At 70.2% G+C, this 25,086-nt stretch carries 28 protein-coding genes; 16 read left to right on the forward strand and 12 right to left on the reverse strand.

Translation table 11 applies throughout. The annotated features are described in order from the left end of the window. Positions 1–60: 60 nt before the first annotated feature. Complete coding sequence (locus tag HH310_RS00100; RefSeq protein ID WP_169173281.1) at positions 61–2,832, reverse strand: BTAD domain-containing putative transcriptional regulator; 2,772 nt, start codon at positions 2,830–2,832, stop codon at positions 61–63. A 61-nt stretch (positions 2,833–2,893) separates the two neighbouring features. On the opposite strand from HH310_RS00100, the gene HH310_RS00105 reads away from it, so the two are divergent. Together HH310_RS00105 and HH310_RS00110 are read left to right on the forward strand one after the other, a co-directional pair. Next, the gene (locus HH310_RS00105) at positions 2,894–3,121 is read left to right on the forward strand and encodes a hypothetical protein (RefSeq protein ID WP_169173282.1); all 228 of its coding nucleotides are present in this window, start codon (positions 2,894–2,896) and stop codon (positions 3,119–3,121) included. Then, positions 3,118–3,813 carry a DUF4386 family protein gene (locus HH310_RS00110; protein WP_169173283.1) on the forward strand — a complete coding sequence of 232 codons (696 nt, stop codon included), beginning with the start codon at positions 3,118–3,120 and terminating at the stop codon, positions 3,811–3,813. The genes HH310_RS00105 and HH310_RS00110 overlap by 4 nt, the downstream gene beginning before the upstream one ends. Here HH310_RS00110 and HH310_RS00115 read toward each other — a convergent pair. The 3 genes from HH310_RS00115 to HH310_RS00125 are packed head-to-tail and all read right to left on the reverse strand — an operon-like array spanning position 3,734 to position 5,554. Then, on the reverse strand, positions 3,734–4,864 hold the full coding sequence (locus tag HH310_RS00115; protein ID WP_169173284.1) for a S9 family peptidase: 1,131 nt from the start codon (positions 4,862–4,864) through the stop codon (positions 3,734–3,736). The genes HH310_RS00110 and HH310_RS00115 overlap by 80 nt on opposite strands. A gap of 4 nt (positions 4,865–4,868) precedes the next feature. After that, positions 4,869–5,051 carry a hypothetical protein gene (locus HH310_RS00120; protein ID WP_169173285.1) on the reverse strand — a complete coding sequence of 61 codons (183 nt, stop codon included), beginning with the start codon at positions 5,049–5,051 and terminating at the stop codon, positions 4,869–4,871. Further along, entirely contained in the window at positions 5,048–5,554 is a 507-nt protein-coding gene (locus tag HH310_RS00125) for a hypothetical protein (RefSeq protein ID WP_169173286.1), read from the reverse strand. The genes HH310_RS00120 and HH310_RS00125 overlap by 4 nt, the downstream gene beginning before the upstream one ends. A 158-nt stretch (positions 5,555–5,712) precedes the next feature. Here HH310_RS00125 and HH310_RS00130 point away from each other — a divergent pair, with 158 nt between their 5' ends. Genes HH310_RS00130 through HH310_RS00145 form a run of 4 tightly spaced genes read left to right on the forward strand, consistent with a single transcriptional unit; the run spans position 5,713 to position 8,940 of the window. Then, positions 5,713–6,462 (forward strand): LamB/YcsF family protein, encoded by a 750-nt coding sequence (locus tag HH310_RS00130; protein WP_169173287.1) that lies wholly within the window; start codon positions 5,713–5,715, stop codon positions 6,460–6,462. Beyond that, on the forward strand, positions 6,459–7,076 hold the full coding sequence (locus HH310_RS00135) for an allophanate hydrolase subunit 1 (RefSeq protein WP_169173288.1): 618 nt from the start codon (positions 6,459–6,461) through the stop codon (positions 7,074–7,076). The genes HH310_RS00130 and HH310_RS00135 overlap by 4 nt, the downstream gene beginning before the upstream one ends. Next, complete coding sequence (locus HH310_RS00140; protein ID WP_169173289.1) at positions 7,073–7,906, forward strand: biotin-dependent carboxyltransferase family protein; 834 nt, start codon at positions 7,073–7,075, stop codon at positions 7,904–7,906. The genes HH310_RS00135 and HH310_RS00140 overlap by 4 nt, the downstream gene beginning before the upstream one ends. 38 nt (positions 7,907–7,944) lie before the next feature. Further along, entirely contained in the window at positions 7,945–8,940 is a 996-nt protein-coding gene (locus HH310_RS00145) for a DUF6879 family protein (protein WP_169173290.1), read from the forward strand. 228 nt (positions 8,941–9,168) lie between these two features. Here the strand turns inward: HH310_RS00145 and HH310_RS00155 are convergent, their stop codons facing one another. Both HH310_RS00155 and HH310_RS00160 read right to left on the reverse strand, forming a co-directional pair. Further along, on the reverse strand, positions 9,169–10,008 hold the full coding sequence (locus HH310_RS00155; RefSeq protein WP_169173291.1) for a hypothetical protein: 840 nt from the start codon (positions 10,006–10,008) through the stop codon (positions 9,169–9,171). Between the two features lie 9 nt (positions 10,009–10,017). Further along, on the reverse strand, positions 10,018–11,352 hold the full coding sequence (locus HH310_RS00160; protein ID WP_211191590.1) for an FAD-dependent oxidoreductase: 1,335 nt from the start codon (positions 11,350–11,352) through the stop codon (positions 10,018–10,020). A 151-nt stretch (positions 11,353–11,503) separates the two neighbouring features. On the opposite strand from HH310_RS00160, the gene lexA reads away from it, so the two are divergent. The 6 genes from lexA to HH310_RS00190 all read left to right on the forward strand — a co-directional run bounded on the left by lexA (position 11,504) and on the right by HH310_RS00190 (position 18,066). Beyond that, entirely contained in the window at positions 11,504–12,133 is a 630-nt protein-coding gene (gene lexA / locus HH310_RS00165; protein ID WP_169173292.1) for a transcriptional repressor LexA, read from the forward strand. Positions 12,134–12,290: 157 nt separating this feature from the next. After that, positions 12,291–13,913 carry a hypothetical protein gene (locus tag HH310_RS00170; protein WP_169173293.1) on the forward strand — a complete coding sequence of 541 codons (1,623 nt, stop codon included), beginning with the start codon at positions 12,291–12,293 and terminating at the stop codon, positions 13,911–13,913. 181 nt (positions 13,914–14,094) lie between these two features. Further along, the gene (locus tag HH310_RS00175; protein WP_312033722.1) at positions 14,095–15,000 is read left to right on the forward strand and encodes a DUF1295 domain-containing protein; all 906 of its coding nucleotides are present in this window, start codon (positions 14,095–14,097) and stop codon (positions 14,998–15,000) included. Positions 15,001–15,315: 315 nt separating this feature from the next. Continuing rightward, on the forward strand, positions 15,316–15,960 hold the full coding sequence (locus HH310_RS00180; protein WP_169173294.1) for a response regulator transcription factor: 645 nt from the start codon (positions 15,316–15,318) through the stop codon (positions 15,958–15,960). A gap of 67 nt (positions 15,961–16,027) precedes the next feature. Beyond that, the gene (locus tag HH310_RS00185; RefSeq protein WP_169173295.1) at positions 16,028–17,179 is read left to right on the forward strand and encodes a DUF418 domain-containing protein; all 1,152 of its coding nucleotides are present in this window, start codon (positions 16,028–16,030) and stop codon (positions 17,177–17,179) included. Continuing rightward, on the forward strand, positions 17,176–18,066 hold the full coding sequence (locus tag HH310_RS00190; protein WP_169173296.1) for a sensor histidine kinase: 891 nt from the start codon (positions 17,176–17,178) through the stop codon (positions 18,064–18,066). Before HH310_RS00185 ends, HH310_RS00190 begins: the two co-directional genes overlap by 4 nt. Here HH310_RS00190 and HH310_RS00195 read toward each other — a convergent pair. Further along, complete coding sequence (locus HH310_RS00195; RefSeq protein ID WP_169173297.1) at positions 18,063–18,272, reverse strand: dodecin; 210 nt, start codon at positions 18,270–18,272, stop codon at positions 18,063–18,065. The genes HH310_RS00190 and HH310_RS00195 overlap by 4 nt on opposite strands. A gap of 144 nt (positions 18,273–18,416) precedes the next feature. Here HH310_RS00195 and HH310_RS00200 point away from each other — a divergent pair, with 144 nt between their 5' ends. Further along, positions 18,417–18,731, forward strand: a complete 315-nt coding sequence (locus HH310_RS00200) for a helix-turn-helix domain-containing protein (RefSeq protein ID WP_169173298.1) — start codon at positions 18,417–18,419, stop codon at positions 18,729–18,731. An 80-nt stretch (positions 18,732–18,811) separates the two neighbouring features. Next, positions 18,812–20,851 carry a GAF domain-containing protein gene (locus HH310_RS00205; RefSeq protein ID WP_312033723.1) on the forward strand — a complete coding sequence of 680 codons (2,040 nt, stop codon included), beginning with the start codon at positions 18,812–18,814 and terminating at the stop codon, positions 20,849–20,851. Between the two features lie 6 nt (positions 20,852–20,857). Here HH310_RS00205 and HH310_RS00210 read toward each other — a convergent pair whose 3' ends face one another. Then, the gene (locus HH310_RS00210; RefSeq protein ID WP_169173299.1) at positions 20,858–21,094 is read right to left on the reverse strand and encodes a DUF5999 family protein; all 237 of its coding nucleotides are present in this window, start codon (positions 21,092–21,094) and stop codon (positions 20,858–20,860) included. A 96-nt stretch (positions 21,095–21,190) separates the two neighbouring features. On the opposite strand from HH310_RS00210, the gene HH310_RS00215 reads away from it, so the two are divergent. After that, the gene (locus tag HH310_RS00215; RefSeq protein WP_211191637.1) at positions 21,191–21,835 is read left to right on the forward strand and encodes a response regulator transcription factor; all 645 of its coding nucleotides are present in this window, start codon (positions 21,191–21,193) and stop codon (positions 21,833–21,835) included. Positions 21,836–21,965: 130 nt separating this feature from the next. Here HH310_RS00215 and HH310_RS00220 read toward each other — a convergent pair whose 3' ends face one another. Next, positions 21,966–22,337 (reverse strand): response regulator, encoded by a 372-nt coding sequence (locus HH310_RS00220; RefSeq protein ID WP_312033724.1) that lies wholly within the window; start codon positions 22,335–22,337, stop codon positions 21,966–21,968. A gap of 159 nt (positions 22,338–22,496) precedes the next feature. Here HH310_RS00220 and HH310_RS00225 point away from each other — a divergent pair, with 159 nt between their 5' ends. Then, the gene (locus tag HH310_RS00225; protein ID WP_248293544.1) at positions 22,497–22,856 is read left to right on the forward strand and encodes a DUF6582 domain-containing protein; all 360 of its coding nucleotides are present in this window, start codon (positions 22,497–22,499) and stop codon (positions 22,854–22,856) included. 14 nt (positions 22,857–22,870) lie between these two features. Here HH310_RS00225 and HH310_RS00230 read toward each other — a convergent pair whose 3' ends face one another. Genes HH310_RS00230 through HH310_RS00240 form a run of 3 tightly spaced genes read right to left on the reverse strand, consistent with a single transcriptional unit; the run spans position 22,871 to position 25,036 of the window. Further along, a complete protein-coding gene (locus HH310_RS00230; RefSeq protein WP_169173303.1) occupies positions 22,871–23,548 on the reverse strand; it encodes a GNAT family N-acetyltransferase in 678 nt (225 codons plus the stop codon). Between the two features lie 58 nt (positions 23,549–23,606). Further along, the gene (locus HH310_RS00235; protein WP_169173304.1) at positions 23,607–24,314 is read right to left on the reverse strand and encodes a hypothetical protein; all 708 of its coding nucleotides are present in this window, start codon (positions 24,312–24,314) and stop codon (positions 23,607–23,609) included. Between the two features lie 17 nt (positions 24,315–24,331). Next, positions 24,332–25,036 carry a DUF6973 domain-containing protein gene (locus tag HH310_RS00240; RefSeq protein WP_169173305.1) on the reverse strand — a complete coding sequence of 235 codons (705 nt, stop codon included), beginning with the start codon at positions 25,034–25,036 and terminating at the stop codon, positions 24,332–24,334. Positions 25,037–25,086: the final 50 nt, after the last annotated feature.

The raw sequence follows: 25,086 nt of genomic DNA on the forward strand, positions 1-25,086 counted from the left end.
ACGGCCGCGCGGCCGGATGTCTCCCCCCGATCGCCCGGCCGTGCGGCCGTTCCAGATGATTCAGAGAAGGTCGGCGTCGGTCACCAGGTGCCGCACGGCCGGGCGTAACGCGTCCGCCTCGGCCCGGAGCCGCGGGTCGCCGGTGATGCGGGCGAGAGCGTCCAGCGCCAGCATCTCCACCTCACCGTCGCCGGCCGCCCGCGCCGCCGCCAGGACCCGTTCCAGCCCCGCCGCGTCCCCGTCGATCAGGGCCGTGAGCTGGGCGGACAGCAGGTCCCCGTCGCCGCCACCGGCCGAGGCGTACCAGTCGCGGGCGATCCGTAGCTCGGCGCGCGCCTCGCCGATCCGGCCCACGGCCCGCAGCACCCGCGCCCGCCGGGTCCGGGCCAGCGCCACGGTGCGCAGATCACCGGCCGTCCCGGCGGCGGCCGCGGCCCGGTCCAGCGTCGCCAAGGCCGCCTCCGCCGAGCCGTTCTGCTGCTGCGCCCGGCCCAGATTCGCCAGGTGCAACGCGGACGCGGCGCCGAACCCGAGCTGCTCCGCGGCGTCGGCGGCCCGGCTCAGGTGCGCGACCGCCTCGGCGTACCGGTGCTCGGCCTGAGCCAGGCCGCCCAGCAGGGCCTCGGCGTGCGCGAGCGCCCAGGCGTCGTCCAGGACCCGCCGGGCCTCGTCGCAGGCGGCCCGTGCCCGCCCGACGTCGCCCAGCGCGATGCTCGCCCACGCCTCGATGAGCTTGCCCGCGCCCGCCTCCCAGCCGTCCAGCACGGGCAGGGCGTCCAGGGCCTCGGCCGGACGGCCCTGCTGGGTGTGCAGGAAGGCGAGAAACAGTCCGGTACGCGGCAGCGGCGCGATCTGGCGGGCCGCGCGCACGTCCACGAAGGCGCGGTCCAGATCGCCGCCGGACGCCTCGAACCAGCCGGCGAACAACAGCGCGTCCACCCGGTCCTCGACGGCGGCGTCCGGGCCGGCCGCGGCGAGCACCGCACGGCTGCGGCGGGCCGCTTCCGCGCCGGCGCCCAGGAAAATCCACGCCCAGCCGAACCCGTTGACGATCCGCAGGGCCAGCACCGGATCGTGCTCCACCGCCCAGGCCACGGCGGCGTCGATGTCGGCACGCTCGGCGCGCACGAAGGCCAGATGACGGCCCTGCCCGGGACCCCGGGAATCGGCCCCCGCCGCGGCAGCGGCATACCAGGCCGCGTGGGCGCCGGCAGCGAGGTCGCCGGCCCCGGCCGCGTGCGCCCGGCCGCGTCCGTAGTCGCGGACGCTGTCCAGCAACCGGTAACGGACCGCGTCGCCGGTCACCTCGGCGGTGGCGAGCGACCGGTCCACCAGCCGGTCCAGCGCGTCCAGGGCGGCGGGCGCCGGCACGTCGAGCGCGGCCAGCACGTGCTCGGCGCCCGCCAGCGGGGCGCCGCCGGCGAAACAGGACAGCGCCCACAGCCCGCGCTGGTCGTCCGGGAACAGCAGGTCGTAGCTCCAGCCGATGGCCGCGCTCAGGGTGCGCTGCCGGGCCGGGCGGCGGCTGGCCGGGTCGGTCAGCAGCGCGAAGCGGTCGTCCAGGCGGCGCGCGATCTCGGGCACCGGCAACGCCTTCGCCCGGGCCGCGGCGAGCTCGATGGCCAGCGGCAGCCCGTCCAGCGCCCGGCACACCGCGGCGACGTCCTCGTCCGGGCCGATCGCGCGGTGCCGGGACGCGCGTTCGCGGAACAGCCGGGCGGCGTCGTCCGGCGGCAACGGCTCCACGGCGTACGTGGTCTCGCCGGGAAGCCCGAGCGGCACCTGGCTGGTGGCCAGCATCGTGAGCCCGGCAACGTCGCTCAGAAGGCGTTCCACGACCGGGATCAGCCGGTCCACCAGATGTTCGCAGTTGTCCAGCACCAGCAGGGTCCGATGGCCGCGCAGCCGGTCCAGCACCATCGCCTCGGTCGCCTCCGGCAGGTCGAGTGCCTCCCCGATCGCCTGCCAGATCGGCCCGGCGGACTCCAGCCGCACCAGCCAGCCGCCCTCGCCGCGGGCCGTGTCCACGGCGAGCCGTGTCTTGCCCACCCCGGCCGGCCCGACCAGCGTCACCAGCCTATGGGTGGCCAGCAGCCCGGAAAGCGCGGTGCGGTCGGCGTCGCGGCCGATCAGCGGGGCGGTCAGCGCCGGGAGGTTCCCCCGCAGCGGCGCCTGCGCGAGGATCCGCTGGTGCAGGTCGCGCAGTCCCGGCCCGGGCTCGATGCCCAGCTCGGCCATCAGAGAAGACCGGGCCCTCCGGTACGCCTCGAGCGCCTCCCCCGCCCGGCCGTCGCGGTACCAGGCCGCGACCAGCAGCTGCCACAGGCCTTCATGCGTGGGGTACGCCGTGACGAGCGCGTCGAGTTCGCCGATGTCCGCGCCGCCCGCGTCGGCGTAGTGCGCCTCGGCCAGCGTGAGCCGCGCCTGCTCGAGCCGGGCCCGCCACGGCACCGCCCAGTCGCCGTCGCCCGCGTCCGGCAGGATCTCGTCGCCGTCGAACAGCGTGAAAGCGCCCGGCTCCAGCCGCAGCGCCCGCAACGCGTCCACCGCCTCCGGGCCGACGTGCAGCGTGTATCCGGCCGGGCCGCCGCCGAGCAGCGCCGGGTCGCCCAGCGCGCGGCGCAGCTTCGACACCTTCACCTGAAGCGTGTTGCGCGCGACGCCGACCGCCTCGCCCGCCCACAGGTCCTCGATCAGGCGTTCGGCGCGCACCGGCCGCCCCGCCTCCAGGGCGAGGCGGATCAGCAACTCGGTCGTCTTCCCGGCCGGGACGGCCACCGGCACACCGTCGCGGCGCAGGTCAACCGGGCCGAGGACCGCCACGGTCAGCACTGACGCAGCATAAGTCCGCCGCGTCAGCGTCGCGTCAGCCATTGCGGCTTCGCTGGGTGCCATGACCGACCTACTCGTGGAGACAGCCCTCCGGTTGCTCGCCGCGGCGCAGGCCACCGCGGTCACCCCGCGGGACCGGCAGACCGTGGCGATCGCCCGCGCCTACCTGGCCGGCGACCTCGACCGGGTGGACGTGCTGGCCCGCGACCACCTCGCCGAGCACCCGGACAACGACCTCGTCCGCCGTATCGCGGCCTCCGCCCGTACCCCCGGAAAGGTTTTCGCATGAACCGCAAGCTGACCGCGGCGCTGCTGATCACCGCCGCCGTTCTCACGAATGTCGCCTTCTTCGCGCTGGGCAGCGTCTTCGACTACCCGGACGTCCTGCAGAAGCCCAGCGGCGAGATCCTGGCCGCGTTCACCGCTTCGCAGCGCGCGGTGGTGGGCTGGTTCGTCGTGCTCGCGCTGTCCGCCGCGTTGTTCGCCCCGATCGCTGTCGGTGTGGGGAAACTGGCCCGCAACCGCGCGATGCGGATCGCGGTGCCGGTCGGCATGGCCGCGGCGGTGGTCCAGGTGGTGGGCCTGTCGCGCTGGCCGCTTCTGGTTCCCGGGTACGCCTCGGCCGGTGACGTGTCGGCGTTCGAGACCGCGCACCGCCTCCTCGGCACGCTGATCGGCGAGACATTGGGTTACGCGCTGACCGCCGCCTGGATCCTGCTGGTGCTGGCCGCGCTGGGCCGCTCGTTGGCCGGTCTCTGGTTCGTCGCCCTCGGCGGGGTGGCGGCCGTGCTGGTCCTCACCGGGGTGGTCTCGCCGTTGGGCGTGCCCGGCGTCGACTTCACGAACTTCCTCGGGTACGTGCTTTTCAGCGTCTGGCTCGTGGTCTTCGCGGTGGTCCTGCTCACCCGGCCAGGAACTCGAACATCCGCCGATGCGTCTCCCGGCGAGCCAGCGGTTGGCAATGCCAGTTCGCGCCGGTAGCGGCCGTGAAACGAACAAGCTTCTTCGCGCCGGGCAGCCGGTCGTACAGCTCCTGCGACTGCCCCGCGAAGAACTGGTCGTCGTCCGGCGCGAGCACCAGCATGGGCGTACGGATGTTCTGAATCTCGTCGCCCAGCCGGAACTGCTGCACCACGCGGAACGTGTCGAACGGGTTGTCCTGCCCGTACGGCCGGCTCCGGAAGGCGAACTCCCGCGCCTGCGCCGGATCCCCGCCGATGCTCGCCATGATCCCGTTGAACGTGTCCTTGTCCCCGCCCCGCAACAGGTCGAGCATCTGCGGCGGCAGATTCTTGTTCCACGTACGGGAAACGTCGACCACGCCGCCGTCCACGACCGCGGCCTGGAGGCGATGCTCGAAGGCCAGCGCCCGCGGCAGCCAGTAGCCGCCCTGGCTGATGCCGTAGCCGGTCAGCCGGTCGGCGTCCACGTCCGGCCGGGTCACGAGGGCGTCGATGACCGGGGTGAGGACGGCCTCCCAGTCGTGGCGGAACGGCACACCGCGCTGAAAAAGCATGGATTGCTGACCGGGCCCGTCGAACAGGAAGGCATTCCAGCCGCGTTCCAGGGCCGCCCCCGCGCCGTAGCCGACGAGGCCGGCCATCGAGCCGTCGCTGCCGTTCGTCATGACCAGCGTCGGCCGTCTCGCCCCGGTGTCATCCGGCCGCAGCAGGTAGCCCGGCAGCGTGGCACCCTCGTAGGGCACATCGATCCGGACAAACTTCCGTTCCCCCGCGTACGCCTCCCACGCCGCGACCTGCCGCTGGAAGGTGTCCGCCGGGTCCGTCGCCAGCGCGTCCGCGACCACGAGTGCCTTGGCGAAATACGTGCTGGCGGCGAGGTGGTCGGCCTCCTCGGCGGCCGCGACCCAGGCGTCGAACCAGCTTTGCGCGTCACCGTCCGCGATCCGCCCGATGGTGGCGAGCACCAGCCCCGCGTCGCCGACGCCTTGGGAGACCGCGCCGAGGGCGATGCGGGTCTCGTAGTCGAAGGTCGGGTCCTTGAAGAAAGCTCCTGCCGAAGTCCAGTCCATGGCCTCACTGTGGCCAGCCCATCCGGCCCGCACAACCGGGCCGCGTGCTCTGCGCCCGCATGACCATTTTGCGTTGCCAGAAACGTTTCCGGGCAGGGGTCCGAATCCGCCGGGCGATCAGGTGGCCCGCGGGCTCGGCCAACGCGGCGGCCGACACGTATTCGACCTCGATGCGGTAGCGAATCATGCCAGGCCCGATCGTCGGATGCGGCCCCACGGCTTGAACACCGCCAGCACCAGGGCGACGAGCAGCGCCACCGGGGAGACGATCGGCGGGTAGATCATGTTGCCGATCGAGGTCGTCAGCGCGTGCCCGGCCGCGAGATCCCGGCCCGTCTCGTTCAGCTCCGACACGCCCGGCGCCAGGGCGAGCGGCACCAGCCCGGTGAGCACGATGTTCAAGCCCAGCTTCACCGCGACCCACCAGTACCGCACCAGGCCGTACTTGCTGCCCATCCCCAGCAGCACGCCGCTGACGAGGGAGACGGCGCCCGCGGTGAACAGCGGCCAGACCACGAAAAGGTGGAGCGCCTGATAGCACAGCGCGCGGGTGCCGGCATCGTCGGTGAACAGCGCGGTGAAGACGACCACCGCCATGGCCACGTCGAGGCCGATCCACGCGCCGGCGAACGCGATGTGAACCACCAGCACACCCTTGCGCGTACGAGGGCCGAGTCGGAAGGATTTCATGCCCGCCACCCTCCACCCGGGACACCGCGCCGCGCGTCCGTCCGCGCGCTGATCCCCGGCTACGTTCGATGACGTACGCCGGGGCACCGCGACGCGGGACGGCCGGAAATGGCCGCGGCGGGGCATCGCGGCCGACCGAACGGGTCGACAATGAGCGCATGGATCTCAACAGTGACCTGGGTGAGAGCTTCGGGTCGTGGCGGCTCGGCGACGACACCGCCATGCTCGACGTGGTCAGCAGCGCCAACATCGCCTGCGGCTTCCATGCCGGCGATCCGCGTACGCTGCTGGCCGCGTGCGAGCGCGCGGCTCAGCAGGGCGTGAGTATCGGGGCTCAGGTGGGCTATCGGGATCTGCCGGGCTTCGGCCGCCGGTTCATCGACTACGAGAGCGACGACCTGATCGCCGACGTGCTGTATCAGATCGGCGCGCTGGACGGCCTGGCCCGCGTGTCCGGCAGCCGGGTCCGGTATGTGAAGCCGCACGGCGCGCTGTACAACACGATCGTGCATCACGAGCAGCAGGCCGCCGCGGTCGTCGAGGCGGTCCGCCGCTACGACCCGGAGCTGCCCGTCCTCGGCCTGCCCGGCTCGGCGTTCCTGCGGCTCGCGGCCGACAAGGGGCTGCGGACCGTGCGCGAGGCGTTCGCCGACCGCGGCTACCGCAACGACGGCACGCTGGTCCCACGAAGCGACGAAGGTGCGGTCCTGCACGACCCGGTCGTGGTGGCCGCCCGGATGGCCCGGCTGGTCACCGAGGGCACCCTGGTCGCCACCGACGGGACGACGCTGATGGTGCAGGCCGAGTCGATCTGCGTGCACGGCGACTCGCCGGGCGCGGTCGCGATGGCGCGCGCCGTCGGCGACGCGTTGCGGGCCCAGGGCGTACGCGTGGAGGCCTTCGCGTGACGCGGTTTCTGCGCTGTGGCCGCGAGGCCGTGCTGGTCGAGCTGAACGATCTGAGTCAGGCGATTGCCCTGTACGCCTCCCTGAGCGCCGCGGATCTGCCCGGAGTCACCGATCTGGTGCCCGCCGCCCGCACCGTGCTGATCCACCTGGACCCGGCGGTGACCAGCCCGGACGCGGTGCGCGCCGCGGTCGAGAGCCGGGACACCTCCGAAGCGGCCGCCGCGCCGGCCCGTGCGGTGCGGATCCCGGTCGTCTACGACGGCCCCGACCTCGCCGACGTGGCCGCCCTGCTCCAGCTGACCCCGGGCGAGGTGGTGGCCCGGCACACCGGCACGCCGTGGACGGTCGCGTTCACCGGCTTCGCCCCCGGCTTCGGTTACCTGACCGGCGGCGACCCGGTCTTCGACGTGCCCCGCCGCGAGTCGCCGCGCACCCGCGTCCCGGCCGGATCGGTCGGCTTGGCGGGCCGGTTCTCCGGCGTCTACCCCACCGACAGCCCCGGCGGCTGGCAGCTCATCGGCCGCACCGGCGAACACCTGTGGGACCTGGACGGCGCCGAACCGGCCCTGCTGCTGCCCGGCGCCACGGTGACCTTCGAGGCGGAGACGCGATGAGGATTCTGCGGACCGGACCGCTGACCGTGCTGAAGGACGCGGGCCGCCTCGGACACGCGCACCAGGGCGTCCCCCGGTCGGGGGCGGTGGACCGGGAGGCGTACGGCAGGGCCAACGCTCTCGTGGGCAACCAGCCGGGGGCCGCGGTCCTGGAATGCACCTTGGGCGGCCTGCGCGTGGTTTTCGACGAGCCGGCGCTGGCCGTGCTGACCGGGACCGACGCGGTGCTCACGGTCGACGGCGAGCCGACCGGCGTGGAGCAGGTGGTGTCCGTGCCGGCCGGCGCGACCGTCGCGGTCACCATGCCGAAGCTTGGTCTGCGCAGCTACCTGGCCGTGCGGGGCGGTTTCGACGTGCCGCCGGTGCTGGGCTCGCGCTCGACCGACCGGATCGGCCGGGTGGGCCCACCGCAGCCGGCCGCCGGCGACATTCTTCCCATTGGTACGCCCTTGGGCGCGCCAACCGCCGGAGACGCAACCCGGCGCGAAGGACCGCTGGAGGTCGACCTGGGACCACGCGACGACTGGTTCACCCCGGCGGCGGTCGAGACGTTCTTGAGCGCCGAGTACGTGGTGCTTCCGGCGAGCGACTCGGTGGGCGTACGGCTGGATGGTCCGGCTCTGGCCCGGGCCCGCCCCGAGGAACTGCCGACCGAGGGTGTGGTGCGTGGCTCGGTGCAGGTCCCGCCGGACGGCCGCCCGATCCTGTTCCAGTCCGACCATCCGGTGACCGGCGGCTATCCGGTGATCGCCGTGCTCACCCCGGAGTCGGCGGACCGGGCGGCCCAGTTGCGACCGGGAGCGCGCGTCCGTTTTATCGAAGCCTTTTGATTCGTCGATATCATCCCGGTAACAGAGGGAGAACCGGGATGACCCACGGCACAACCCTCCGGCGAAAGATCGGGTGGACGCTTCTCACCGGCTTCGTCGGCTTCAGTGGCTCGGAACTGCTGGACAACGTGCTCAACGTGACGGTCGCCGAGCAGCTGATCATCACCTTCATCATCGGCGGCGTCACGCTTCTGGCGCAGTACCTGGCGGACGTCGAACACCGTTTCGACGAGTCCGACCGGCTGCACCGCGAGGCGATACAGGACTTGCGCGAGATGATCCGTCGCGGTTTCCAAAGCGTCGACGAGGCGACCGAGTTGATAGCCGAGATCGATCGGTCGGCGATTCACCCCGACCTGCTCAAACAGCTGATCCGTCGCTCCTCGCATCTGACCTCGGAAGCGGGTCCCCTGGTTCGGGCACTGGCGAGCAGCGAGACACAACGGCTGGCGACGACCATCCAGTCCTTGGCCGACGGTCATCAGTTGTACTACGACGGCGAGGACCGTGAGTTTCTGCTCGCCCTTGCGCGCGGAACCAGCGCGTCGCTGTACGCCACAAGCTGGGCGGTGATCAAGACCAACGTGGGCTTCGAGGCTGGATTCTGGCTCAGCGACCTCGGCGCTCGCTATCTCGACCTGCAACGCACCGCTACTCGCCGGGATGTCGTAGCCCGTCGAATCTTCATTGTCGAATCCACCACGGCGGCTGCCGATCCCGAACTGATCCCGATTCTCGGGATGCAGAGAAACGCAGGGATTGAGGTCCGTGTCCTGGTGGCGAGTGACGCGGCCCAGGACGGCGGGCTGTCGGACTACGTCATCTTCGACGAACAGATCTGCTACGAAACGACCCCGGTCATGAGGAGCGAGCTACCAGGTTCTCCCTGGCGGCTGACCACCCGCTTGCTCCTGAACGAGGAGACCGTGCGTCACCGCGTCCAGCACTTCCAGGAGCTGTGGGCCCGCGCCCTACCGGTGAGCGAGGACGGCGCGCCCATGGCTTCCGGTGCGGAACCCCTCGGACCTGCGTAGGTCTGCCGTCACGGTCACGAGGCGCAGCCAGCGGTCACGACCGTCATAGCGAGCGGTAAACGGCCGCCGCCCATCGACGCTCCGAAGATTATCGATGAAGCGACAGCCGTCTGATCGACTCGGATGTATTGTCAGACACCGATGTCCTCCGCAGGACTGGAATGCTTGACCGACCCAGGCTAGATGTTAGGCGAGAGGTATCCCGGTCCGCGTCGCACCAAGCGTCTGTCAGGTGTTACGGCGATGCTTCTTGACGAACGTGTAGCCGGGCTCGAGCTCCGTCTCGGTCACCTGTTCGTGCAGCGCCACCTGCCGCTCCGACGGCTGCGCCCCGCGCGGCAGCTTGCGCACGAAACCGCTCACCCAATACTCGCGACCCGCCTCCTCCTCACCCGGGTACGGCGCGGGCTCCACCATCGGCGCGTAGAACAACATGTCGGCGGTCTTCTGGCCCCCGACCGCCGGATACGCCGGGTAGCCGGACGCGTCGAGGCTGCCGGTCACCCGGGTCAGATACCCCTCGCGGATCAGCTGGTCGAGGGCGTTACGCAGCAGAAACGTCCCGCGACTGCCGCGTCCGAGGCCGGTGCGCGCGGCTAACCCGGCCTCGGCGAGCACCGCGCTTCCGTCATCAAAGACACGACCATGCTTGCGTACGGCGTACAGCACCTGCCCCCGGTTCGACGTGCCCGCCTCGAACTCCCTGGTGACCACCCGCGGGTCGTACTCGTGGAAGTAGTCGACGCCGTCCACGCGGATTGGCTCCTCCATCGCGGTGGTCCGCACGACCACCTCGTCGGGGCGGCCGGCCTGCCAGGACACGGTGGCGAACACGCCGGGGCGTACCTCGTCCGGCCAGACGATGTCGCCGAACTGCCACTCGATGTCCTGGCGCAGGGCCGTCTCGAAGGTGCGCGTCGCGGGCGTCATCCCGTACGCCTGGTGTTCCAGGACGAGCGAGATGGGCCCGCGATCGCGCAGCACCTCGACACACTCCTCGGGGGCGGCGCACACACCGCCGTCGAGGTCGGCCCGCCAGAGCGCGAGCCGGCGGGTCGCCTTCTTCATGCCGGAAGGTTACCGGTGACTGAACCCGATCATGTGGTCGCGCGGGACCACCTTGATGCGGGCGCGGCCGTGCGGCTGCCCCAGCGCGATCTCGTGCGCGTCGAGCAGCTGCCAGCCCGCCCACGTGGTGAACTTGATACCCCGGTTGTGCAGGTAGCCGAGCACGTCCTCGCGTTCCGCGGCGGGCAGCGACGGCAGGTCGGCGAGCAGGCTGGCGATCGTCTCGTTGGCGTCCTTCTTGGTGTGCCCGATCAGGCCGACCGGCCCGCGCTTGATCCACCCGGTGGCGTACATGCCCGGCACCCGGTCGCCGTCAAGGTCCAGGATGCGGCCCTGCGCGTGCGGGATGGTCGCGCTGCGCTCGTCGAACGGCAGGTCGGCGATGGGCCGGCTGCGGTAGCCGATGGCCCGGTACACCGACTGCACGTCCCAGTCGGTGAACTCGCCGGTGCCGCGGACCGAACCGTCGCCGGTCAGCTCCTGGCGCTCGGTGCGCAGCCCGGTCACGCCGTCCACGCCGAGGATCGCCACCGGCGCCTCGAGGAAGTGCATGTGGATGCGGTGCTGCTTGCCGCGCGGCTCACGGGCCGCCCAGTTCTGCAGGATGTCCACGCACATCTTGATGCTGCGCTTGCCGCGGATCGTGGCCATGCTGCCCTCGTCGAACTCGATGCCCTCGGGGTGCACGACGACCTCGACGTTCGGCGAGTCGTCCATCTCGCGCAGTTCCATCGGGGTGAACTTGACCTGCGCCGGGCCGCGCCGCGAGAACAGGTGCACGTCGGTGACCGGGCTGGCGGCGAGCCCGCGGTGCACGTTGTCCGGGATCTCCGTCTCGAGCAGTTCGTCCGCGGTCTTGGCGAGGATCCGGGCGACGTCGATCGCCACGTTCCCGGCGCCGAGCACGGCGGCGCTTGTCGCGGTCAACGGCCACTCGCGGGGCACGTCCGGGTGACCGTCGTACCAGGAGACGAAGTCGGCGGCGCCGAAGCTGCCCGGCAGCTCGATGCCCGGAATGTCCAGGTCGCGGTCCCGGTCGGCGCCGGTGGCGATGACCGTCGCGTCGTAGAACGGACGCAGCTCCTCGGCCTTGACGTCCACGCCGAAGTCGACGTTGCCGATGAACCTGATGCGCGGCTCGTCCAGCACGTGGTGCAGGGCGGTGATGATCTCTTTGATGCGCGGATGGTCGGGGGCCACGCCGTACCTGATCAAACCGTACGGGGTGGGCAGCCGGTCGAAGATGTCGACCGTGACCTCCGGAAGGGCCTTGATGAGTATGTCGGCGGCGTAGATGCCGGCCGGGCCGGCGCCGATGACGGCGACCCGCGGGGCGTCCTGCATAGTTGAGTTTGTCCTCAATGCCTTGCAACGGTTGAACTAGAACGGTAGAACCTGAACCTGGCTTCAAGTCAATGTGCACGGGATTACGAGACGCGGGTCACTCCGGCGCGCCTCCCCGCCCCGGTGCCCGCCGTCCGGCAAGATCGTTTGGATGCTCGACGATCTCGAAACCTCCGGCCTCACGCCCCGGCAGCGGCGGATCCTCGAGGTCATCCGCGACTGGGCGCAGCGGTACGGGCACGGTCCGTCGACGCGTGAGCTCGGCGCCGCGGCCGGGCTGTCCGGCTCGTCCGTCAGCCGGCACCTGCGCACCCTCGAAGACCTGGGCTTTCTCCAGCGAGGTGCGTCGGTTTCCCGGCCCATCGACGTACGCCCGTACCTGGCACCCGCCGTGGCCCAGCCGGACGGCGTGGAGGTCCCGCTGGTCGGCACCATCGCCGCGGGTGTCCCGATCCTCGCCGAGCACATGGAGGACGAGCGCCTGATCGTGCCCCGCGAGCTGGTCGGCCGCGGCGGCACCCTGTTCAGCCTGCGCGTGCGGGGCGACTCGATGATCGATGCGGCGATCTGCGACGGCGACATCGTGGTGGTCCGCCAGCAGTCCGAGGCGTACAACGGCGACATCGTGGCCGCGATGATCGACGAGGAGGCCACCGTGAAGGTGTACCGCCGCCGCGCCGGCCACGTCCTGCTGGAACCGCGCAACCCGGCCTACGAGCCCCTCGACGGCGACCGCGCGGTGATCCTCGGCAAGGTGGTCTCGGTCCTGCGCCGCGTCTGAGCGAGGTCCGTCAGGATGAGCCCGCACGTACATCGAGGGCTGGTCCGGCCCGGCCGGAGGTTGCTCGACAAGGTAAAAGCGGGAGCGGCCAACTGGCGACTCCCGCTTCTTAGAAACCACAGGCTTGCGGCCCGTGGCTCTACCGTAGCATGCACGGATGCCCCCGCAGGACAAGAACGTCGAGATGATGCTCAAGCGTCGACTTCTGGAGCTCTTCGACCGTCGCACTTCCTGGAACCGAAGCCTATGGCAGGTCGGAACCAACCTTGCGCTTCAGGAAGTGCTGGAATATGCCGACGGGTACCGCTCGGGGACGGTCTCAGATGAGGGCCTGAGGCACGTAACCGCGTCCGCCGCCGTACTAACGCGACGTGATATCGGGCTTGGCTCGGACGAGGTGCGCGACAAGATAGAAGCTCTTTTGCGCGCAACACATGCACGCAAGACCTCGGCTGGTCTCGCATCCACTACCAACGCCGATGAACTGCGTGAGCTGGCGCGCAGAACCCAAACTCGATATCTTGAGTCCTGGGCCGAGGTCGCCGATCAAGGACTTATCACTCCTAGCCTCATCGAGATGGTGGCCCGATCAGTGGCCGCCCATCTTCTGGACGCACAATTTTCCGCAAACCATCTACACGGCTGGCTCCTGTCGACGCTGGACAAGCATCGAGAAATATCGGTGAGCGAATTATTCTCACAGGCACACAAGATGTGGGAGCAGACGCCGACTCCCTACACAGTTATCGTCCCATTCCATAAATTGCCGGCAGAGGTGACCAGCGCCGCCGGTGACGATTTTGTTTCTTGGAGCGACCTTCGTGCGATACGCGTCTCGACCCCGGCTGGGACGCCAAAGCTCCGACAGGGCGCTGGGGCCTTGCGCTTTCATGTCGTCACAAGAGAGCCTTTCGCGGCGATCGCAGCAGCGGAGGACGAGGTGCGACGCCTGACCGCTCGGGCGGTGGTCGGGCTATCTTCCGCTTCGATCGAGGCCGCCTCAGACGCCTTGGTTGGAAACAGCTCAGATTCGCTTAGGTGGCGTCCGTTTCGGAGCTGGCGTAAGGACGTCGTCGTTCCCTCGATACAGCGCAACGGATTGCTATTGACGCGATCTTATCCAGACGTTACCGCTGCTCTAGACGACGCTTTTGAATTGCTGGCAAGCGCTGGCACTTCGACCACGTGGGCTTCTGTTGCTGCAACGTGGGCCGTTGTCGAAGGGCTCCTCGCGCCGCCTGACGACTCGGGAGCCAGCTCAGCGGACAGGATGGCTGCCATTGTTGCGTGCAGTTGGCCACGGGCGGAAATGACGCAATTGGTTGATGTTCTGATTTCCGCGGGAGGGGAAACTGGGAATCTCCTTAGAGGCGAACCTACCGTCACCGACCGCCTCGACGTCCTGGATAAGCTTCTTGCCAGAAAGGTCGATCTACCGCTAACAGAGCCAGCCGACATGGCAGCCTTAGCCCGGATGCGAGCCTTGTACGAGAATCCGCAGGCCGTTCTCGGAAGAGTACGATCCTATTATTCCGATGCATTTCGCAGGCTGTACCAACAGCGCAACCTGGTCATGCATAAGGGGCGCTCGAACTCTGTGGCCTTGGCTCCGACCCTTCGAACCGTGCCAGTACTGGTTGCTGCAGGGGTTGATCGCCTCGTACATGCCGCGTTCCAGCCGATGCCGTCAACACCTGCAGCGCTCGCGGCACGCGCTTCCGTTGAGCTGGGGTTGGTCGGCGCCCCTGGAGGCAAGCGGATACACAGAATGCTAGATTGACAGGAATCTCTGGATGGCTGAGAACAGCCGTCAACGCGCCGACTCCCAACCAGCGATCCATCGCGCACAACCCCTTCGAGCCGCGAGCAACCCACGGCGGTCGCCCGCGGCTCGACGAAAGAACCGGCATGCTCGCAACAGAGCCATTAGAACCAAGAACTTACGTGACTATCCTTTGCCGGTGACGACAGATCGTTCGCGGCTGATGGGGTTTGCCGTGGTGGCGTTGAGTTACGCCGCGGCCGGGCTAGCCGCCTGGGGGCTCGTCGCGGTGCTGCCGGGCCGGCATCCCCTCGCCGTCACGCTCTACGCCGACCTGCTCGCGACCATTGTGGTGTTCGCGGCGAGCATGGTGGTGCGCAACGCCAGCCTGTACGACCCGTACTGGAGTGTCGCCCCGGCCGTGATCGTCGCCGCCTGGGTGTGGCAGGCCGGGCTCAGCGGGCGGCGGATCGCCGTGCTGGTCCTGGTGCTGGTGTGGGCGGTCCGGCTGACGGCCAACTGGGCGTCGTCCTGGCGCGGGCTCGGCCACGAGGACTGGCGATACGTCCAGCTGCGCGAGCAGCGCCCGCGCCTGCTGCCGTGGTGGCTGCTCAACCTGACCGGGATCCAGCTGATGCCCACGCTCGTCGTCTTCGCCGGGCTGCTCGCGGTCTGGCCGGCCGTCAAAACGAACGAGCATTCGTTCGGCCTGATCGACGTCCTTGCCGTCGTGGTGACCGGGACGTCCATCGCCGTCGAGGCGACCGCGGATCGGCAGCTGCGCCGGCACGCACGCCCCGGCCGGACCCTCGACAGCGGACTGTGGCGTTACTCGCGGCACCCCAACTACCTGGGCGAGATCGGCTTCTGGTGGGGTCTGTGGCTGTTCGCCCTGGCCGCGGCCCCGAGCTGGTGGTGGACCGTCGCCGGGCCGATCACGATGGTCCTGCTGTTCACCTTCGTCAGCGTGCCGTTGATGGACCGCCGATCGCTGAGCCGCCGCCCCGGCTACGCCGATCACATGCGTCGCGTGCCGGCGTTACTGCCCCGCATCGTGTCGGTGGCGGCGCGACCGAGCCCTGAGCGTCGCGACGGTGTGCCATAAAAGGAGTGCCCAGCCGATCGCGGCCAGCCATCGCGGTCCCTGCACCGAAAAGAACACCGACAGCGCTACCACCCCGACAACGCTGACAAACTGCGCAGCACGCTCCCACGCGGGCGACCGCCAGATCGACCGTTTGCCCACCTCGTCGGCCTCGTTTCCGGATGGGGATGACTCGGCATCCACGTCTACCCCCGCCCTGTCTCAGAATTTGGATAATAGCCGCATTTCGCAAGGTCCGGCATGCCTGCCCGTGGAGGCGCAGGGGGGATTCCATCGGGGGCGGCTGGCGCGCGTCCGACCCGATACGGTGGCGCGATGAGGATCGTTGTGGCCGAGGACCTTATGCTGCTGCGGGACGGGATCGTCCGGATGCTCGAGGCGTACGGGTTCGACGTGGTCGCGGCCGTGGACAACGGTCCGGACCTGGTGAAGGAGCTGGTCGGGCAGCGCCCGGACGTGGCCGTCGTGGACGTGCGGCTGCCGCCGACCTACACCGACGAGGGGCTGCGGGCCGCCCTGACCGCGCGCGCCGAGATCCCCGGGCTCCCGGTTCTCGTGCTTTCCCAGTACGTCGAGCGCCTGTACGCCCGTGAGCTGCTCGCCGACGGCGCCGGCGGGATCGGCTACCTGCTCAAGGACCGCGTCTCGGACATCGACGAGTTCATCGACGCGGTCCGCCGGGTCGCGGCCGGCGGCACCGCGCTCGACCCCACCGTGGTGGCGAAGCTGATGGACAGCCGCGAGCACATCGTGTCGCTGACCCAGCTCACCGCCCGCGAGCGCGAGGTGCTCGGGCACATGGCCCAGGGCCGCTCCAACGCCGCCATCGGCACCGCCCTGTTCATCACCGAGAAGGCCGTCGCCAAGCACACCAACAACATCTTCGCCAAGCTGGGCCTGCAGTCCTCCGAGGACGACAACCGCCGCGTCCTGGCGGTGCTTCGATACCTGGACGGGTAGTAGTACCCCCACGGAACGGGTTCCAGTGCCATCGTGGCCGGCATCGGTTTCGACGAATCTTGTCGGCATGACAACCTCGCTGGTCAAGCCCATCGCCGAACCCGTCCGGCGCGCCGAGCGGGCGCTCGCCCCGGACCTCACCCGCGGCGCCATGCTGCTGTTCATCGCGCTCGCCAACGCCGCCAACTTCGCCTTCGCCGGGCAGCCCGGCCTCGACGGCACCCCGCACGGCCTGCAGCGGGTCATCAACTTCGCGATGGCCACCCTGGTCGACAGCCGCGCCTACCCGGTGTTCGCGGTCATGTTCGGCTACGGGCTGGTGCAGATGTACCGCCGGGTCCAGGACCGCCGGATCCTGCTGCGCCGCAACACCGCGCTCGTCGTCTTCGGTCTGGCGCACGCCACGCTGCTCTACTTCGGGGACTTCCTCGGGGCGTACGGGATCGTGGGAATCATCTGCACGGTGTTCCTGCTGCGCCGCGGTGACCGGTTCCACCGGCTGATCCTGTGGCTCTGGGGCCTGCAGACGCTTGAGGCCGTCGTGTTCGCGGTGGTCGCCGCCACCCGGCCCCACTCCGGCGACGCCGGCATCGTCAACACCCCCAACCCCTCCCTCGGCGCTTCCTCGTACGCCTCCTCGCTGCTCGACCGGCTGGCCGAGTGGCCGGTGCACACCGCCTCGGTCATCCCGTTCATCATCATCGTCTGGCTGGGCATCTGGGCCGCCCGCAAGCAGATCCTGGAAAACCCGGGCTTGCACCGTACGCTGCTGCGCCGCACCGCCGTCGCGGGATTGAGCATCTCGATCGCCGGCGCCCTGCCCTACGCCCTGATCGCGGCCGGAGTGTGGCACGTCGATGCCGGTACGGTCGGTGCCATGAGCATGGTCCACAACATCACCGGTGAATACGGCGGTGTCGGATACATCGCGCTGTTCGCCCTGATCGCCCTGCGCCTGGGCCGGCCCACCCGCCTGACCGCGCCGGTGGTGGCGCTGGGCCAGCGCTCGCTGAGCGGCTACCTGTTCCAGTCCGTGGCGTGGCTGGCCCTGTTCTCGCCGTGGGCCCTCGGCCTGGGCGGCAACACCTACGTCGCGCTGCTCGCCGCGGTCGCCGTCTGGGGCGTCTCCGCCCTGGTCGCGCAACGGATGAGCGAGGCCGGCAACCGCGGCCCGGCGGAGACGCTGCTGCGCCGGATCACCTACCGGTCCGCCGCATGATCGTCCTTGCCGGGGTGGCCGCGGCGCTGTGCGCCGCGGCCGCGGTGTATCTGTTCCGCCTTTTTCTGCGGATGGTCCCGGGCCGTCGTCGCTGGCTGGCCGCCACCGCCACCTTCGGCGCGGGGCTCGCCACGGTCGACCTGATCGTCTGGGTGGCCACCGGCGGCGGCTACTTCTGGCCGGCCTGGACCATCCTGGGGCTGTCCGCGCTGCTCAGCCTGCACGCGTGGATCGTCAGCCGGCCGCCCGGCCGCCGCGAGCGCGAGCTGGCCGCCCGGGTCGGCACGCTGACCCGCTCGCGCAGCGAGGCCCTGGACCGGCAGGCCGCCGAGCTCAAGCGGGTCGAGCGGGACCTGCACGACGGCGCGCAGGCCCGGATGGTGTCGCTGGCGCTGACCCTGGGGCTGGCCGGGCGGATGGTGCGGCACGACCCGGACGGGGCCGAGCGGCTGCTCGACGAAGCCCGCTCGACGGCCCGAGCCGCGCTCGACGACCTGCGCGCGGTCATGCACAGCATCCATCCGCCGGTGCTGGCCGACCGGGGGCTGGGCGACGCCGTCCGGGCGCTGGTGCTCGACCTGGCCGTGCCGGTGACGGTGACCGGCGAGGCGCCGTCCGGGCTGAACGCGGCCACCGAGACCGCCGCCTACTTCGCGGTCGCCGAGTGCCTCAGCAACGTCGTCAAGCACAGCGGCGCCACGGCGGCCGAGGTGACCTTCGCGGACCGGCTGATCACCGTGACCGACGACGGCACGGGGGGCGCGGACCTTGCCGCGGGCACCGGGCTGCGCGGCATCGCCGACCGCCTGGACGCCGTGGACGCGCGCCTGGAGGTGGACAGCCCGCCGGGCGGTCCGACCCGTATCGTCCTGCGAATCCCGATTTAGTCTTCTACGCGGAAGCCAATCTTCATCCGCACCTGGAAGTAGGCGACCTCGCCGTCGGTCACCTGGCCGCGGATCTCCTGCGTCTCGAACCACTCGATGTTGCGGACCGTGCGGTTGGCCTTGGAGATGGCCGTGCGGATGGCGTCGTCGACGCTGGTCGGGCTGCTGCCGACGACCTCGGTGAGCCGGTACACGTGGTTGGTCATGCGGGCCTCCTGGTCCTGTCTCTCTGGAGGTTATAGCTGACCAGACCCCGAACTGGTACGCAGCTGCGTTCTTGTTCCGGCGGGTATACGCGACTGAAGATCGGGAGCGGAACCGGCGATGTGTGGAGAGCGGAGACGCGGCGGATGAGCCCGGTGAAGGTGCTGACGGCAACCTCGGACCCCATGGACGCGAGCACGCGTCTCGACTTCGCGCGCCTGCTGCGTGCCCTGATGCAGGAGCGCCGGCGGTCCGCGGACAGCGTGGCGCGGCGCAGCCGGTACGCGGGGATGCCGATCTCCCGCGCGACGGTCTACAACCTGATCGCCGCCGAGGGCGTGCCCCGGAGGGAGACGGTGCTGGGCTTCCTCCGGGGCTGCGGCCTGCCGGCCCAGGAGCAGATCCGGTGGCTGGTCACCTTCGACCGGCTGTACCCGGCCGGCAGGCGGGCCGCGTCCTAAACGGTGATCTCGATCACCGCGGCCCCGCCTGAGGCCCCCTTCGTTTCGCCACATCGCGGGACGGTGGCAGCCTCGATGCCGTGCAACTGAGAGCCCGCCGCCTCCCTTTCTCACTCGAGGTGGCGCTGTCCGTCGTGGTGGCCATGATCGCGTTCGCCGCGGCGAGCGGGGTCTGCGTCGCCGCGCGGCACAGCCACGTCCCCGACCTGGTTCTCGGACTCGCACTGCTGGCGGTCGTGCTGGCGGTGGCCCAGACCGCCGGAATCCTGTACGCGCTACCGGTCGGCGTGGTCGCCACCGAGGCGTACGACTGGTTCTTCCTGCCGCCGCTGCGCTCGCTCGACCCGGCCACCTTCTCCGTCCTGGGCCTGCTCATCGCGATGGCGACGATGGTCGGCGCGGTGACCACGACGATCGCCCGCAACGCGGTGGCCTCGGAGCGCGCCCGCGGCAACCTGGCCGACGAGCAGGCCGCCCTGCGACGCGTCGCCACCCTGGTCGCGGGCGGTGCGGCGCCCTCCGAGGTGTTCGCGGCGGTCTCCGACGAGCTGGGCCGCCTGTTCGGCGCCGACGCCAGCTTCGTGGCCCGGCTCGACACCCACCCGGACGCCGACCAGACCGAGCCGTGGGTGACCGTGGTCGGCTCGTACGGGCTCTCCACCGGCGACGCCCCGGTCGGGACCAGGGTCGACCTGCCGCCCGGCCGGATGATGCGCTCCGCGATCGACGGCGGCAAGCCGGTGCGGCTGGTCGGCGACCGGCTGATCGTCGGGCCGTTCGGCGTGATCGCCGCCAAGCTCGGTCTGCTGTCCGGGATCGCCACCCCGATCAAGGTGGGGACCCGCACCTGGGGCGTGACGGTGATGGCCTCGCGCGACGACTTCCAGCCCGGCGCCGAGTCCCGCATCGCCGACTTCATGGAGCTGGCCGCCATGGCCATCGCCAACACCGAGGCCGACGAGCAGCTGCGCCGGCTCGCCGACATGCAGGACTCGCTGCGCCGGCTGGCGTTCCTGATCGCCCGGGGCGTGGAACCGGAGCGGGTGTTCTCCGCGGTCACCAAGGAGGTCCTGCGTCACTTCGGCGACGGCGGCACGGCCCGGCTGCTGCGCTACGAGCTGGACGGCACGGTCACGCTGCTGGCCAACGAGGGCACCTCCGGGCCGCACGTGCAGGTCGGCGGCCCGTGGGAGAACCGGCCGCCGGAGGGCGTGCTGGAGACCGTGCGGCGCACCGGGCGTCCCGCCCGCGTCGACGACTACCGCTCGCTGCCGGGCGGCGAGGTGTACGCCGCCGAGGGCATGATCTCCGCGGTCGGCATGCCGATCCACGTCAACGGGCGCCTGTGGGGGCTGATCTCGGTCGGCACCGGGCACGGGCACCTGCCGCCCGACCTCGAGGCGCGGATGACCGAGTTCACCGACCTGGTGGCGACCGCGGTGGCGGACGCGCAGAGCCGTGACGAGCTGACCAACTCGCGGGCCCGGATCGTCGCCGCCTCCGACGAGGCGCGCCGGCGCATCGAACGCGACCTGCACGACGGTGTCCAGCAGAGCCTGGTGGCGCTCGCGCTGCGGCTGCGCTCGGCGGCGATGGACGCGGCCGCCCGCGGCGAGGCCCACGAGGAGGTGGCGGACGTCGCCACCACGCTGATGTCGGTCATCGAGGAGCTGCGGGAACTGTCCCGCGGCATCCATCCGGCGGTGCTCTCGGACTCCGGTCTGCGCCCGGCTCTGCGGGCCCTCGGCCGCCGGTCACACGTGCCGATGAAGGTGGACGTCCGCTTCGAGGGGCGTCTTCCGCTGCCGGTCGAGGTGGGTGCCTACTACGTCGTCTCGGAGATGCTCACCAACGCCGTGAAGCATGCCGGCGCCTCGCTGGTCGAGGTCGAGGCCGACGAGAAAGACGATGTGCTGACGCTGCGGGTCCGGGATGACGGCGTCGGCGGCGCCGACCCGGAGCGGGGAACGGGGCTTCTCGGTCTCAAGGACCGGATCGAGGCCCTGGGCGGGACGTTCGACGTGCACAGCCCCGTAGGCGAGGGCACGACCGTCACGTGCCGGATTCCGACGCGGCGCGCCATCACGGCGGAGACCAGCGGCGGATTCCGGCGAAACTAAGCGTAGTTACGCGGCAACCGGCTGCTGACGCTGCTCGCGACGCGCCCGGATCGTGGTGCGGGTGTTGGTGCGGCGAGGCGTACGGCGTTGCTGCTGTTGCGGCAGGGCCTGCTCGGCGACGTCCAGGACGATCGCGCCGTTGCACAGCATGCTCCAGCCCAGCTCCGCGTGATGGACGACGACGCAGGCGTTGTGCGCGTTGGGCTCATCAATGGACGGGCACTCGGGTCGATGCGTACACATGCCAATTAGAGTCGCGGAAATCACGAGGCGCCACATCGAGGGCAGCCCCACTCCTGAAGTACCGGCTAGCCGGTATCGTTCGGGGACGTGGCGGGGCTGCGGGTGGTGGTAGCGGAAGACGACGTGCTGCTGAGAGAGGGCATCGCGAGTCTTCTGGAGCGTTCTGGCCTGGAAGTGATGGGCCAGGTGGGTGACGGGGCCGAGTTGCTGGAGGTGGTCCGGCGCACGCACCCCGATGTCGTGGTGGTCGACGTGCGAATGCCGCCGACGAACACGACCGAGGGGCTGCAGGCGGCCCGGGCGATCCGCGAGGAGCTGCCGGACACGGCGATCCTGGTGCTTTCCGCGTACGCCGATGTGGAACAGGCCATGGAGCTGCTGGCCAGCGGGCGCAGCATCGGATACCTGCTGAAGAGCCGGATCACCGACGTGCAGGAGTTCCTGGCGGCGCTGGAGCGGGTCGCGAACGGCGGCTCGGTCATCGATCCGGCCCTGGTCGAGGAGCTGGTGACCGCGCGCCGGCGGGACGATCCGCTGGCGGCGCTGAGCCCGCGGGAGCGCGAGGTGCTGGCGCAGATGGCGGAGGGCCAGTCGAACTCGGGGATAGCGCGGCGCCTGTGGATCAGCGAGGGGACCGTGGAGAAGCACGTACGGGCCGTGCTGACCAAGCTGAACCTGCCGGACACCGACGACCATCATCGGCGCGTCCTGGCCGTCCTGACGTTCCTGGACGCGGCCTGAGGGTGCGGCGCCCGGGGCCGGGGCGCCCCGGGTTCGCGTTTTCGCCCATCGGCCCGCGGCACGATCCCCTTTATCACGATATTTCGGGCAATCAGTGGACAGAAACCGGCATCGTCCGACCGGCTCTCACTCAGGCTGATACGCCGCTGCCGGAAAGCAGCTCGTTCACCGCGCGGGCCGAAAGCGCGACCTTCGACAGATACCCGACCGCCGGGCTGGCCGCGATGATGTCCGCGTAGTCGTCCCCGCCGTGCGTGGAGATCATGATCACGGGGACCGGCCGAGCCGTACGGGAAAGCTGTTTGGCCAGTTCGAAGCCGCTCTCGCCGCCGAGGTTGATGTCGACCAGCGCCACGTCCGGCCAAAGCTCGTCGGCCCGCTCCACCGCGTCCGCGATGCGGGTTGCGGTGCCCACGACAACAAGTCCCTCGCGCTCGAGCAGGGTCCGGGCGGCAGCGAGGAACTGATGGTTGTCGTCCACGAGCAAGCAACGCAGTGTCACATGAACCAGGGTGCCAAACACGGACCCTCCCCGCATGCCTGCTAGCCGGAGGTTTCTCCGGCTGATGGTCCCGGTCGCATAGGCCGCGACGGGTGGGGTACTCCGGCAAACATGGCTACCAAGGCAGGACATGAGCTGGACACCGCAGAGCGTAACGCAATGCCCGACAGCGAGTACGCGTTCCCCCGCCTGCGGAAGGAACCGCTGAGCGACGCACGTCACGTCCGTAACGCGATCGCCCGGTTCGACCAGGTGAAGGACGCCACCGACAGCGAGCGCGACGAGGCCTTCCGCCGGATCCAGAAGGCCGCCGCGCGGTTCGGCGTGCACGTGAGCGAGAGCCGCTGGCAGGAGCTCGGCAAGCCGGGCAAGGGCATGCGCTCCTCCGGCAAGCCCGAGCGCGGCAGCTCCGCGCGTACCGGAAAATCCAAGGCCGAGTTGTACGCCGAGGCGCGCCGGCGTGGCATCGCGGGCCGCTCCGCGATGACGAAAGATGAGCTGCTGAAGGCCCTCGGGTAGCGCCCGGCGCCCGGTCAGAAGTCGGTGCGCCGGTAACCGCTCATGATCGAATCGAGGCGCAGCGTGAAGCCCATCGCCCGGTAGAGGCTGATCGCGGCCGTGTTGGTCGCCACGGCGTGCAGGAACGGCGTCTCGCCGCGGGCCCGGATGTCCGCGATGATCGTCTCGACGAGGCGGGTCGCGAGGCGCTGGCCGCGAAAGGCCGGATCGGTGCAGACCAGGCTGATCTCGGTGTAGCCCGGCGGGCGCATACGTTCGCCGGCCATGGCGATGAGCGCGCCGTCCCGGCGGAATCCCACGAACGTGCCCATCTCGATGGTCCGGGGCAGGAACGGCCCCGGCTCGGTGCGGCGCACCAGATCGCGGATCTCGGGAAGGTCCCCGTGGCCCAGCACCACCGCCTCGGGATCCGCCGCGGCGTACACGTGTTCGCCCACCATCTGGACGCCGCCGCCCTTATGCACCAGCTCCCAGCCGGGCGGCGGGGTGTGCGTCTCGATCGGCACGAAGAACTCGCCGCCCGGCGGGACGAATGCGGCCATGTCCGCCCACGCTCGCGGATCGTCCGGGTCTTCGAGGGCATAGAACGGCGACACGTCGGTCTGGTAGCGCGCGGCTCGTCCGCTCACTTCGGCGAACCTCGCCTGTGCGCCGCGTAGCGCGCCCCACGCGGGGTTGTCCAGCACTGTCATGCCTACATTTCACTGCTGCGCCACGCACATTCTTTGCGGTTGGGACCAACGTCACGGTTCAGAACAGCCGAATGACAACCGCGACAATCGACCCCAGGCCGTACGCGACAACGCTGTAAACGGTGACCGGAAACCGCAGTGATTCGCGCCGTTTCGGCAGCCACATCGCGACCGTAAAGGCCAGTGTGACAAGCGAGAAGACCAGTCCCGCGAGCACCGTGTCGAAGGCCGCGTACGCCACGACGGTAGCCGCGAACACCACCGCGTTGACCCCGAGCAGCGGCAGATCCCGCCGCCCGAACGAGTCGTTGGGCAGCAGCCGCTCGGCGAGGAGCAACGCGGCCGTCGTCAGGAACGCCCCCACGAAGAACAGGATGTTCCCGGTATAGAAATCGTTGACGAAGAGCCCGCCGCACAACGTGCCGGCCGCGTGCTCCGGATCCGGGCACTGCGAGTTGAGCAGATAGGACGAGACCTCGTGCAGCCCTTCGCCGGCCCCGTAGAGGTACGTGCCGACGACAAACGTGACGGCGAGCCAGAACGTCGCGCGCGTGGGGATCCCGCGCAGCCGCCCCGACACCACAAAGAACGTCCAAAAGAACGTCACGGTGCCGGCCAGGATCAGCACACAGGTCTGCACCAGCTGATGAAGACTGAGAAACGAATGCGGCTGCAGAATGACATCGGTGGTAGCCGAGAACCGCTCGACACTGACCAGCACGACAAGCAGCGAATTGACAAGAAATATCCGATTGAGAATGTGCACGGTACCCCTCGCCCCGGTCACGCGACACCGGGCGGCAGCCCGCCGTCCGCATCGGCACGCGGGCCATCGCCGTCCGCGTTCCCGCCCGCCTGCGGAGCGCCACGCAGGCCATCGCCGTCCGCGTTCCCGCCCGGCTGCGGAGCGCCACGCGGGCCATCGCCGCCCTGATCGCCGTGCGGGCTGGTGCGCCGCAGGCGGCCGTCCGGGCCGATCTCGACGGTCTTGCCGTCGCGGACCGCGGCCGTGACCATGTCCTGCAGGCGGTCCCGGGTCGCGTCCGGGTGGGCGCTTCCCAGTCCCCGGCCGAACTCGTTGTTGTGCAGGTCCATCGCCATCGCGACCACGTCGGCCGAGGGCAGCCGCTCGTGCGCCGTGGTGAGCCGCGCGGCCCACTCCGCTCCGAAGTGCTGGGTGAGCCGGGCACTCCAATACGTGTGCCGGAACGCGTCGGCGAGCCCACCGTTGAGCCCCGTCCGCCCGAACACCCGGATACATCGGCGGGCCGCGTCCTGCGTGATGCTCACCAGCGTGACGAGCTGCGCCGGACGCAGGCCCCGGATCAGCTCGGCCTCCGAGTGCGGCACCCGCCGCACCAGCCCGGCCTTCGTCATCACACGCCCCAGCCGACCGCCGAAGATCGGCCCGAGACCCTCCGGATCGGACGTCACCTGGTAGGCCGCGAGCAACTCGTCGTGCAGATCGACCGTGTCCGGCTCCGGCATCGGCCCGCTCCTCCAGATCGTGCCCGGCCACATCTTCTGCCCCTGATAGA

This window comes from Actinoplanes sp. TBRC 11911 (assembly GCF_012933445.1).
In the GTDB taxonomy this organism is placed as follows: domain Bacteria; phylum Actinomycetota; class Actinomycetes; order Mycobacteriales; family Micromonosporaceae; genus Actinoplanes.